This window comes from Parabacteroides sp. CT06 (assembly GCF_002257605.1).
Taxonomy (GTDB): Bacteria; Bacteroidota; Bacteroidia; order Bacteroidales; family Tannerellaceae; genus Parabacteroides; species Parabacteroides distasonis.
The window spans coordinates 1,633,281-1,645,774 of the sequence record NZ_CP022754.1 but is presented as its reverse complement, the minus strand read 5'-3'; the positions used below and the strand labels follow the sequence as shown (position 1 = coordinate 1,645,774).

Annotated in this window: 11 protein-coding genes; all 11 read right to left on the bottom strand. The window is 47.3% G+C overall.

Translation table 11 applies throughout. The annotated features are described in order from the left end of the window. Positions 1–40 precede the first annotated feature (40 nt). Positions 41–1,213 carry a DUF418 domain-containing protein gene (locus CI960_RS07145; RefSeq protein ID WP_005857729.1) on the bottom strand — a complete coding sequence of 391 codons (1,173 nt, stop codon included), beginning with the start codon at positions 1,211–1,213 and terminating at the stop codon, positions 41–43. A gap of 370 nt (positions 1,214–1,583) precedes the next feature. After that, on the bottom strand, positions 1,584–4,070 hold the full coding sequence (locus tag CI960_RS07140) for an ATP-binding protein (RefSeq protein ID WP_005857731.1): 2,487 nt from the start codon (positions 4,068–4,070) through the stop codon (positions 1,584–1,586). A gap of 17 nt (positions 4,071–4,087) precedes the next feature. Beyond that, complete coding sequence (locus tag CI960_RS07135; protein WP_005857733.1) at positions 4,088–5,806, bottom strand: phosphoethanolamine transferase; 1,719 nt, start codon at positions 5,804–5,806, stop codon at positions 4,088–4,090. Between the two features lie 138 nt (positions 5,807–5,944). Next, on the bottom strand, positions 5,945–6,076 hold the full coding sequence (locus CI960_RS23145; protein ID WP_009017246.1) for an alanine:cation symporter family protein: 132 nt from the start codon (positions 6,074–6,076) through the stop codon (positions 5,945–5,947). Positions 6,077–6,098: 22 nt separating this feature from the next. Beyond that, positions 6,099–6,440, bottom strand: a complete 342-nt coding sequence (locus tag CI960_RS07130; RefSeq protein WP_005857734.1) for a hypothetical protein — start codon at positions 6,438–6,440, stop codon at positions 6,099–6,101. Positions 6,441–6,559: 119 nt separating this feature from the next. After that, positions 6,560–7,558 (bottom strand): glycoside hydrolase family 130 protein, encoded by a 999-nt coding sequence (locus CI960_RS07125; RefSeq protein ID WP_005857736.1) that lies wholly within the window; start codon positions 7,556–7,558, stop codon positions 6,560–6,562. A 22-nt stretch (positions 7,559–7,580) separates the two neighbouring features. After that, on the bottom strand, positions 7,581–8,897 hold the full coding sequence (locus CI960_RS07120) for an MFS transporter (protein WP_005857738.1): 1,317 nt from the start codon (positions 8,895–8,897) through the stop codon (positions 7,581–7,583). 52 nt (positions 8,898–8,949) lie between these two features. Next, the gene (locus CI960_RS07115; protein ID WP_005857740.1) at positions 8,950–9,834 is read right to left on the bottom strand and encodes a WD40 repeat domain-containing protein; all 885 of its coding nucleotides are present in this window, start codon (positions 9,832–9,834) and stop codon (positions 8,950–8,952) included. Positions 9,835–9,887: 53 nt separating this feature from the next. After that, positions 9,888–10,760: a 3-hydroxy-5-phosphonooxypentane-2,4-dione thiolase gene (gene lsrF, locus CI960_RS07110; RefSeq protein ID WP_005857742.1), complete on the bottom strand. Its 873-nt coding sequence runs from the start codon at positions 10,758–10,760 to the stop codon at positions 9,888–9,890. A gap of 69 nt (positions 10,761–10,829) precedes the next feature. After that, positions 10,830–11,444, bottom strand: coding sequence for a DAK2 domain-containing protein (locus tag CI960_RS07105; RefSeq protein WP_005857744.1), 615 nt, complete (start codon positions 11,442–11,444; stop codon positions 10,830–10,832). Positions 11,445–11,453: 9 nt separating this feature from the next. Further along, entirely contained in the window at positions 11,454–12,470 is a 1,017-nt protein-coding gene (locus CI960_RS07100; RefSeq protein WP_009275032.1) for a dihydroxyacetone kinase subunit DhaK, read from the bottom strand. Positions 12,471–12,494 lie beyond the last annotated feature (24 nt).

The window sequence follows — 12,494 nt, the reverse complement described above, 5'->3', positions numbered from 1 at the left end:
ATTATTTATAGTAACCACAAAGGTAAATAAATAAAACGAATCAAGAAAACATCCACGTAGCTTTACGCCATACTCCCTCGAAAGGACCTTGTTTATGATGGGCTAACCACCAGTGGCAAAAACCTAGCTGGAGAATGAAAAGAAGGATTCCTACGGCGAAGCTAGCGGTCGTTCCCAGATCGTCATACAGGGATAAACCGTATCCGAAATAGATAAAAGAGCCTACCATCGATTGCGTGAGGTAATTCGTCAAGCTCATTTTCCCGTAAGGCACAAGCCCGTGAAGCACCTTTTGCGGCGCCTTCCACTGCCACAAAAAGATAAAGGAGGATACCAATACGCACATGAACGAGAAATTACGCAAGGAAGACACGATCGTACTCATCGGGCGAAGCTCTTCGGTACGCTCTAGCAAACCGGGTAGGGAAAGGGACAGATAATAGAGGGGAATGAAACAAACTACCCCGATAACAAAGGTCCTTGTCCAAAACGTCCGATGCTTCTCCGGATCGACAAACAATCCCTTGCGCCCCAACAACATGCCCAGCATAAAGAGAGCCGATGTCTGGAAGAAACGTCCATAGCTCCAAGCCCAGAGAAGGCTATACAGCTGCCCGTCCCACAGATTAGACTTGACCATTTCCCAAAAGCTAGCACCTTCCATATACGGATAGATCCGCATACAGTGCACCAGCCATTGTTCCTTGGATGCCACATATTCCGGATGCATCAAGGCATACATGAATTTACCCCATTCCATGGGCTGTAGCATCAAAAACACGGCGATCGCCAATACCATCTTATTACTCAACTTGCAAACCGGTATCAACACAATACCCAAGATCGAATAAAGCACCAATATCTCCCCCGGGAAGAACGAGGCGTTGAAGCAACCGATAAAGAATAGGAGCATCAACCGCCAGAAGAAACGAAGCCGGAAGTCCTTCCCTTTCCTCGCTTGGTTATCAAACTGGATGAAAAAACTAAAACCGAACAGCAGGGCGAAAATAGCGTATGCCTTCCCGGAAAAGAGGAAGAACAAGGTATCCCATACCCCTTTATCCAAGGCTTTCATAAAATCGGTAGTAGCCTCCGGAAAATTATACAAGTTAAAATGCTCGATATTATGCAATAGGATAATAGCCATAACAGCAAATCCTCGTAATGCGTCGACCACCTCGATACGAGGTCGGGATTGTAGCGCATGTTCCATGATATGATTCAGTAGATTTTATTATTTCGTGGCAAAAGTAACGAAACTAAATAAAAAAAGCATCCTCGAAAGGATGCCTTTTTCTTTTGCAGACTTAAATTGAATACTCAGGACTTAATCTTTCGCCATGAATAAATTCATGACTTTTGTTTTTAACGGTTTAAATGTAGAAACGCCCACTTGCGATTTCATTAAATAGATAGCGAATATCGTGCCAAAGCCAGCGAAACGCACGACAATGAATATCTAACTACTTATCCTTTAACAAGTAATAGATAAATTTTGTTTCTATAAAGTAGAATTTTATTTCAAAAGCATGGGGAAAGGCATTCCACGGATGGGTATTTATTCCACACCGGATTCCACAAGATTACCCGATGGCGGACTCCGCATCCTTCACGATAGCAAGTGCTTGCTCGATTACCTCGCCCAGCAGGTGGTACCAGCCGGAATCGGTCAGTTCCTCATCGTTCTTCTCCAAGATCCGCAGGTGTTGTACCAATGAATTGGCCCCCAGCATCGTGAACAGGGGAATCAACTTATGAGATATCCGGGAGGCTTCCTCCCGGTCTTTTCCCTCTAACGCATCTCGAAGTAAGTCGATGCTCTTGCGGGTTTCCTCCGAGAAGGTTTTCAGTATAGAGGCTGAGGCCTCCGGATCCTCTCCGGCAAAAGCGGTCAACGAAGAGAAATTCAACTCGCTCCTTGCCTCCAGATGGAGTGTCAGCAACTCATTCAGCAAGGAGATTAATTGGGCGGCGGTAAACGGCTTGTTCAAGAAACCCGTGAAACCAGCCTCCAGATAATGCTCGTGCTCCTTGGCGATACTGGCAGATAGGGCGATCACCGGGATCTCATCCGTTCCGGGGATACCGGACGTACGTATCCGCTCCAGTAAATGATAGCCATCCAGCGTCGGCATCTGTATATCGGTGATAATGGCGTTGAATACGGTGTTCCGCAATAGCTCGAGGACGTTATGCGGATTCGTACAACCTACCACCTGCACGTGACTCTGCTTCAAGAGTTCCTCCGTCAAGGCCAGTTGTAGAGGATCGTCATCTACCAGAAGACAATAGACATCTTGCCCCTCAAACAAGGGTAAAGCCTCGGCCTCACCAGCATCCGGAGCCTCCGCCGTTACGTCCGGCAAAGATTGATTATCGGCCAAGGGAAGAGGTAGCAAGATCGTGAAATCACTGCCTTTCCCCGGGGTACTATCCAAAGCAAGCGTACCGTTCATCAAGGACAGAAGCTTACGGGTGATGGAGAGGCCCAGACCGAAACCTTCCACCTCTTCCGTATCGGCAAGGCGAGTAAACTCCCCGAATATCCGCTCTTGTTCCTCTTTCGGGATGCCCGGACCGGAATCGCTGACGGTAATGGACAGTTGATAATGGACAGCGGACAGTTTCTGTAAGGAGACAAGTAAAACGACTCGCCCCGCTTCCGTGAACTTGATAGCGTTAGATAAGAGGTTTCCTACGACCTGCCGGATACGGATCGGGTCGCCCATATAAACTTGCCCAGTCTCCTCCGGTTTCAGGTTCAAGACAAACCGTAAGCCTTTCGCCTCCGCTATCGGCTGGAAGCTGGTATAGATCTCATCGAACAAGGCCGGGACACGGAAGGGAACGCTATGCACCTCCATCTCGCCGGACTCCAACCGCTGGAAATCCAACAGGTCGTTCACCAAGGAAAGGATATGATCCGAGGAACCTTTCATGTTCTCCAGATAATATTGCTGACGCTCGTCTGGATGGCGGCGTAGCAAAAGCTCGATATATCCGATGATGGAAGAGAGCGGAGCCCGTATATCGTGGCTGATCGTCAACATCAGCTTCTCACGGCTTCGCAATAAGCTCTCGGCGACCTGTTTCGCCTTTTCCAGTTGCATACGGTAATATTTACTTCGTGAGATATCCCGTGAGATAAAGAAGAGGAACAGAAAGGCGATTACCACGGAGACGATCGCGATTCCGGCGATCAAATGGGAGGTCTCCCTTAATAGTACCTGCTTCTTATAGACCCTTTCCAGCGACGCCTCCATCTCCTCCTCCTCGATATTACGGAGCATCTGGTTGATCTCCCGGGTAATCACGCTATTGTTATACCGTAAGTTAGAGGCCCTTTCCAACAACTGATCCATCAGTTGTTGCCGTTGCCAAGCCACACTGTCTTGGATGCTTTTCAGCACGCTGACAATCGTATCGGTCGGATTATAAGCGTTCACCAACGTATCGGTAACGATCTCCCGGGTCGTGTTCACCACGATGCTGGTATCTTCCTTGCCGGGAGAGAACACGTCGGCCAAACGCTTGAAGAATCCTCGCTTCTTACGGGGAACTACCACCGTATCTTGCTTGACCTCTACCCGCTCTTGTACCTGCACCTCATTTACGATCGTATCCCGGACGGCAATTATTTTCTCGATATTCTCCGTATAAAGACGCTCCGTGTTCGCTTCCTGCCAAGTCTCAAGCAAGCGGCGGGTATTCCATCGCTTACGCTCCAGCAGTATGTCGATCGTATCTATTTTCAGGAGTTGCATGGAGTCCGTCACCAAGGTCCTCAACGAATCCATGTTATTATGGGCCTTATTCAACGTACGATTGAAGTGGCGGAACTCGTTCTGGGGCATGCCTACCAACTGCCCCAACGCCTCGCTTTCATAGAGCAGGGAGAGCGTATTGGTGACCAAGTACACCTTCCGGCGTGCCTGATGATCCGGCTCGTCCTCCTCGGCCACTTTCTCTACTATATTATAAATGTAAGCGACTGAGCAGACCGCAATGGTAATCAGCAAAATATAGCCTAATATCACCTTGCTAGTAATATGTCCGCTTTGCTCTTTCATATACGATTGAGATCAGTCTAATTCCTATCATAAGCGATATCCCATTTATCCATCATCTCAAAATCCTGCTTTTTTAAGCCGACTTTCCAAAATGGGATCGGGTCGTCATGGTCTCCCAGATACATACGGTCACGTACCTTGAAGGCACGATTCGTTAAAGCAAACGTGGAATCGGCCACCGGAGTCCGCACACCGGCTATATCAAGCATCGTATGGAATACGCTGTTCGTGCTAACCGGATAAGTCTCGTGTGCCTGCGCTTCCAGATATTTCTGGGGATATGACTCCCGGTAAGCCTTCGAGAACCAGATCACATACGGGATATGCAACTGGTAATAGGTCGGTATCGGAGAAGCATGCAGATAACGGGCTCTGGAATCATCGAAGATATCCTCTCCATGATCGCTTAAGTAAAGCATGGATGCCGGAGCATTTGTCTTCGCCAACATATCCACGATTTCCCCCAGCACGTAATCTGTATAGTGGATGGAATTATCATAAGCGTTCCGTAACTCCTTTTTATACGAGGCACGAATTCCCTCCGCCTTATCCGGCCTATAGAAACGGAACTCCTTCGGATAACGTTCATGGTAATTAAAATGCGAGCCATAAGTATGCAGTACTACGAAAAGATTACCGTCCTCTTTATCCAGTTCCTTCTTTAGATAAGGCAGGATCGCCGCATCGTGCAAGGAGGTTAGCGTAGAACCCGTATTAAATGCGCTCATATCGATAAAGGTATCTGCCTCCCGGTAAAAAGCGCCGATCATCGAGGTCGTTAGTTTCTGGTTGGCGATCACGAGCGTACGGAAACCAGCCTCTTTGAAAGCGGTCACGATACTTTTCTCGTCGTAAAGGACTCCATAATTCTCGGCGCTGGCAGCGGACAGGATAATGGGGACACTTTTATGCGTATTATTCGATTGCGTCACCACATCCGTGAAATGCACCAATCCGTCTAAAGCCTCCATACGGGGAGTCGTCTTGCGCTCGTATCCGTAAAGGCTCCATTCCATAGCACGGGAGGTCTCTCCCACTACCAAGACGTAGATCTCCCGTTTTCCCTCAGCTTGTTCCAGCTTAGTGGCGTCGAACTTAAAGTCGGCGGAAGTAATATGATACTTACGGTTCCTCTCCGCCTTATTTATGGCGAAATATAAATTGTATAGGGCGTTAGCCGGATACACATCGTCCTTCCATGAAAACCGGTGATCTTGCAAAGGAGACAGGAAGCAAAGGATCAAGCCCATGACAAACATGCCTAGGCTGATCTTGGCCCATTTCTTCCGGAAAGGATTTCGCAATTTCTCTTTCTGCCGTATCGAACGATAAGCGAGTATTAGAGTAGGCAATGTATAGAAAAAGAATACGCAACCGATCACCAAAATGATATTCCCCAATAATTCGCTAGCCTCGGAAGCGTTCGAGCTGGTAAGGTTCAAATACATATCAACCGCTATCACGGACTGCCCGAAAAGATACAGAAGCACCAACTGTCCCCCATCTAATATAACCTTCGGCAACAGGCACCAAACCACGATCCCCGGTTTACGGGCCACTAACAAAACACCCATCCAAAAGGCCAAAGGTATCAGCAACGAGGCGATACCGACCGTGACGGGAAGCGGTTCCGTAAAAAAGAACACACAGTTTGGGATGATAAATAACAGGGCAAATAAGAAATATAAATGCTCCTGTGAAGATATCCAGCGTATTAACTTTGTAAAATACTTCATTCAATAAAACTTTGCCAACTCTCAATCATTACTCTTCTCAACTAATACCCAGAACCTAAAATTCCGGTAATTGGCAAAGATAGGCGTTATTAAACACATACAAAGCGTATTATACACAAAAAATGTTATTCACAGTCATTACTTCTCCTTCATCCGTCGCCAATACTCCTTGACAGAGTTTTTCACTTCCCTATGTAACAGCAAGATACCAATTAAGTTCGGGAGAGTCATCAAAGCCACGGTGATACCGGATAATGTCAATACTACCACACAATAAAATTATATTTATCTCCTATATTTTCTGGAGGATAGCGATAAACCCATCATTCGTAATGTCTAGCTCCGGCTCTTTGTAATTGACATAATCCTCAAAATAGTCGCTGGCGATATCGGCTACGATCTCCCCTCCGTCCAAGCCATACGAGGAAACTAGTTTCTCCACCCGGTTACGTATCTGGCGAATCACCTGTAAACGATCCTCATAACGATCTGGCTTCTCCTGATCAGTGACGTGCTCATTCCGGGCGATCAAGTAAACTACCGTATAAAATTTCTCCATGCTCCCGAAAACAGGGACAAACAAGGATTTCTTCTCCTCGGGCAGATCTGCCAAAAACTGTTGTATCTTTGTCATAGCTCTTACTCTTTTACCTAATAAAAAAAACAATATACTTTTTGTTCTAAAACAATATACTTTCGTGTGTAAAAGTATATTGTTTCGACAACAAAAGTATATTGTTCTTCTCGAGTCTGTTAAATGATTGAATTCTTCTTCGTAAAATCCAAAATCTCATCAATATAGCCAAAAGCCAATCCTGTTACCGTATCTGCGCAGCCGTAATAGATAGCGATACGTTTCGTCTCCGGATCATGCAAGGCGGCACAGGGAAAGACTACGTTCGGAACGTCTCCCATGCACTCGTAATCCTTTTGCGGGGATAACAAATAAGGTCCGGAGCGGAATTTCACTTTCCAAGGTTGCTCCAAATCCAAGATAGCGGAACCGAAGCTATACACATACCCGTTGCAAGAACGAAGCACGCCGTGGTAAATCAATAACCAGCCTTCGGAAGTCTCGATAGGGATAGGGCCCGCACCGATCTTCGTACACTGCCAAGCGCTATCCTCGAACGCAGCCGGAGACATCACGTGGCGATGTTTACCCCAGAAACACATATCCGGAGACTCGCTATAGAAAATATCGCCGAACGGAGTATGACCGTTGTCGCTCGGACGGCTCAACATGGCGAAGTTTCCGTTAATCTTACGAGGGAACATCACGCCATTACGGTTGAAAGGCAGATAAGCGTTCTCCAGCTGATGGAAGGTCTCGAAATCGAACGTGTAAGCCACGCCGATCGTCGGGCCATGATAACCGTTACACCAAGTCACATAGTAACGATCCTCGATAAAACATACACGGGGGTCGTAGGCGTAAACGAACTCGCCGATCTCCTTGTCATCACACTCAAACTCGAGTTTTGTCTCAGAGATACTCCAATGAATGGCATCCGCGCTAAAACCTACGTGCAAACGCATCCGGCGATTCGTATCGTCGCAACGGAACACACCGGCATAACCACCTTTGAAAGGGACAACAGCACTGTTGAACACACTGTTCGATGTCGGGAGGATATCACGAGGAATCACCGGGTTCTTCGAATATCTCCACAATACTTCTTTGCTACCCTCGGGACGATCTTCCCAAGGCATATCTGGCAGCGGAGCGCCTACGATTTTCAAATTATCCATAACTAATCCTATTAAAATATTACTATACTAACTTATTACCTTTATCGTCATACGTGAACGGTACGAAATAGGCTACCAAGAATGAAGGGATCATCGCCAGCAAGGTCACGATAAAGAAATACTTATAACCTAGCCAGTCACTCACGAAACCGCTCATCATTCCCGGAAGCATCACGCCAAGGTTCATGATACCCGAGGCGAAGGCATAATGCGCCATCTGATGCTTGCCCGGCGCTACCTGTTGCATCATGAACAGCATCAAGCCCACGAAACCGAATCCATAGCCAAAATACTCGAATACGATGGCAGAAGCGATAATGAGACCATTATCCGGCTGGATGCAGGCCAAGAACGTGTATACCAAGAACGGTATGTTGAAACAACAACAAAGCGTAAACAATACCTTTCGCAGTCCCTTGGCCGAGATATAATATCCGCCGAGCAAAGAGCCCAGCACGAACGCCGCCGCCCCAAACGTACCGTAATACAAACCGATCTCTTGCTCCGTAAGCCCCAATCCCTGATCGGCAACCGGAGCTTTCAGGAACAAAGGTACGATCTTTATCACGAAACCCTCGGCAAAACGATACAATATGATGAAACAGATATACCACACGATATACTTCTTCGTAAAGAACTCCTTGAAGACCAGCCATAGCTCAGCCATACTTTCCTTCAACGAATGTTCTCCGGTAGCGGCTTTCCCACCCGAAGGCAACATCTTCATATGATAAAAACCAAGCAGGATCATGATCGTACCGCAAAGCAGCATAACGATCATCCAAGCGTATATCACGGCCTCTTTCTCCAATCCTATCCCGGTAAAATATTGCATCATATAACCCGCCAGATAAACCAGACCACCCGTGGCTACGATCTTCGCCAAATTGTAAAACGCACCTTGCCAACCGATATATTTGGCTTGATCCTCCGGCGAGAGCTCTTTCATATAAACGCCATCCGTTGCCACGTCATGCGTAGCCCCGCTAAGCGCTATAATACCTAATAATGCGATAGATAGAGCAAAGAAACTCGGCAAGTTTAACGCCAAGGCCACTAAACCGAATAAGCAACCGGATAACAACTGGGTCAATACGACAAAGAATTTCTTGGTACGATACATTTCCAAAAACGGGCTCCATAAAGGCTTTAAGGTCCAAGGTAACATGATAACCGAGGTCCATAACGCAATCTGGGCATCCGATATATCCAATCCCTTAAACATGAGTACGGTAACCATGTTCAGCACTACAAAAGGCAATCCCATAGCAAAATAGACACTAGGGACCCAAGTTACAGGGTTTCGACGTTTAGTAGCATTCGTGTTTTTCTCTTCCATGCTTTATTTAGAATTTAGGTGTACAAATATAATTAATAATCCGGATATATCTTTAATCGATCGGACAAATAGAGGAGATCATCCCGAAGGTAGCGTTATCATTCAAATCCCAGACCATCTTTCCGGCTCCGTTTATCTCGATCAACTGCGGGTAATGTCCTTTCGCAGCCTCTCCGTCATGGCCTTGCCAGTTACAGATATACAAACCACCGTCCCGTTTAGGGAGCAACTGGGCAACAAAGAAAAGCTGGGCTCCCTCGATATCGTTCTCATTCACCTTGCGAACGATATCTCCAGTCTCGAAATTCAGCTCTATGAAGCAATGGGCATCACCGCAAGCGACCAGATAATTACCGTTATCCAACGCAGCCACGCTAAACGGGTTACCGTCTACTTTCACGCTTTTCAGCAATTGACCGGACGGGGATATTTCCCGGATCTCGGAGGTAGCGAACAAGGGCACTAAATAATTGCCCTGCTTATTTTTGTTTACTTGACGGAATTGGGCATGGGGTTGCTCAATATGGGTGTCGAAATCCGTTTTCGACAGGATCTCTCCTTTTGCATTCACCTCCATGATCGTCGCCGGGTATCCACACCACGCTAATAAATAATTACCGTTGGGAAGTACACGTGCCGTCTGCATCTCACAGCCTTCCGGAGCGGAGATATTCCAGACCTCCTCATGATCCCGGGTGATTAGCTTCGCCCCTTTCGAATAGGAAAAAAGGATATTCCGGTCGGGAGTAACAGCTACGGAATTACATTCCCATCCTTTTTCCAAGGGATGCTCCCATTCAATTTCTTTCGTGTTCTTGTTTACGATGGCGATTTTGTCCCAGCCGGAACCGCCTAATAAAAGATAATGCGACGCCTCATGACATGCGGAACATACGAGTAGCAGGCATGCGGATAATATAAAAGTATAGATTTTCATGGTTTAAATTATATAAATAAGCAGGAGCAGGTAAAACCTACCCCTGCGATGGATTATTTCGCTAAGTCGCAGAACAACTCATATCCCTGATCAGGCGTGATACCTTGATGCACGACCGCATGAACCGCTTGGATCATGGCGACAGGAGAAGTACTCTGGAATACGTTACGTCCCATATCCACGCCAGCCGCACCGTCGTTGATCGCATTATAACATAATTCCAACGCCTCCTTCTCCGGTAATTTCTTACCACCGGCAATTACCACGGGAACCGGACAAGCAGCGGCTACCTTCTCGAAGCCCTCACAATAGTAGGTCTTCACGATATTAGCGCCATTCTCCGCACAGATACGGGAAGCCAGACCGAAATAACGAGCGTCTCGAGCCATTTGCTTACCAACGGCGGTAACACCCATTACCGGGATATTGTAACGGCTGGCCTTATCGACCGCCTTATATAAGTTAGCCACAGTCTTAGCCTCATGCGCCTCATCACCGATAGCCAACATAACCGCCATGGCGGAGACGTTCATACGGATAGCGTCCTCTATATCGATCAATACATTATCGTTCAAATCCGTAAGAATAGACGTTCCAGCGTCCGAACGAAGACAAATCGGTTTCGTCGTATTCGCAGGGATCGTAGATTGCAGGATACCACGGGTACACATCAAGCAATCCGCATATTCAATCAAAGGAACGATATTCAAGTCGATACGCTCCAAACCGGAAGTCGGCCCCATGATGAAACCATGGTCAAAAGCAAGCATAACCGCCTTGCCTGTCTTCGGGTTGAAGATACGGGACAGACGGTCTTTCATGCCCCAAGGTAAGTTCTCGGCTCCCTTCACATGGAAACTCTGGTTCTCACAATTGATGCCTAAACCGAAGTCCGCACCTTCTCTTAAATCATCTAAATCTGCCATATTTATTATTCGTTATATTATTATATTTTGTAGAGACGGGGCATGCCCCGTCTCACGCTGTGTATTATTTTATAGCACCTCTGCAAAAGAAGCGAACATACAGCTCCACGAAGTAGCCCCGCTATCAGCGAAACCAATCGAACGCTCACCATAGTTACGGGCACGTCCAAAGTTAGCTTTCATCGGTACCGTAGCCTCCGCTCCATCAAGCGCCGCTTTAGCGCCGGCATTCAAGACCTCCTTGATATCATCCGACGTACAAGCCTGCATAGCCTCCACCGCCGGGATCAAGGCATCCATCATCGTCTTGTCGCCTCGTTTCGCTTGGGTTTGTTGTTGCACATTCGCCAAGCCACCGGCGAACATAGCTTTCACGCCTGCGGCATCCAACTCGGTTCCCTCTGCATGATCGCTCATACCCAAGAAGAAAGCACCGAGCAAGGTACTTGTCGATCCACTCACTTCCATCATCACATCCATACCCATATCACCAAGCATTTGCTTGAACTCCGTTCCAGACTGAGCGCTTTTATTCACAGCAGTCATAGCGGCAACGATAGCGGTACCATGATCACCATCCCCGATTACGGCATCCAATTTAGAGAATTCCTCCTCACGTGCCTTGATCTGTTTCAGCGCATTGTCTAACATGGCCTTGAAGGCCTCGATAGTAAGTTGTTTCATGTATATTATTTATTTACCTAGGGTTGTCCAATAAGGTGCGTCCGCACGTTTGTTATTCAAATAATCGATATGATCCTCATCCAAGATCGCCATAATCATCTGGAATCCGGCTTGCTCCTGTACGGTCAAGATCTCTTGGATACGGCTTGCCACCACCTGCAAGCCGCGAGCCTCCAACTCCTTATAAGCCTTGCGGAAGATGATATTCAATTCCATATGGGTAGTAGCGCCTACGCCGTTAATGATCAGCAACATCTTATCGCCGGCTTTTGGCTGTAACTGCTGGCAAAGCAGGTCTACCATCTCCGCAGCCGTATCATCGGCGGATACCAACGGTTTCTGTCCACCGCCACCTTCGCCATGTTGGCCCATACCGATCTCCATGATACCATCGGGAAGGTTCGTGATCGTACCTCCGTTCTGGGGATGCGTACAAGACCGCATAGCGACAGCCAAGGTAGCCACGTTCTTATTATAGCGTTCACCAATCTCAATCAGCTCGTCTAAAGACTTCCCTTCCTCAGCGGCGGCACCTAATATCTTATACAAAGGAACACAACCAGCCAAGCCACGACGATCGTCTATATTCGCCCCGATACCTGCGCTGATATCATCATGCGTAAGTAATTTCTTCACCTTGATCCCTTTACGTGCAGCCAACTGGCAAGCCATATTAGCACTCATCACGTCGCCGGAATGGTTCAATACGACCAACAAGATCCCGGCCTCACGATCCATCAATTGCAGTGCCTGAAACAAACGTTGGGCACCCGGAGCGGCGAATACGTCACCCACGACGGAGCAATCCAACATGCCCTCTCCTACGAAACCACTCAAGGCAGGCTCATGACCGGAACCGCCTAAGGTAACGATCGCAACCTTATCATTGCCTTTCGGGTTAGCACGTACGACGATATTCTCAGCTGCCAACTTTACCTGATTCGGATACGCTAATACATAGCCTTCCAATAACTCTGCCGTAATATTCTCAGGATCATTTATGAATTTTGTCTTGATGTCTGACATGGTATTATCCTCCTTTAGATTTAT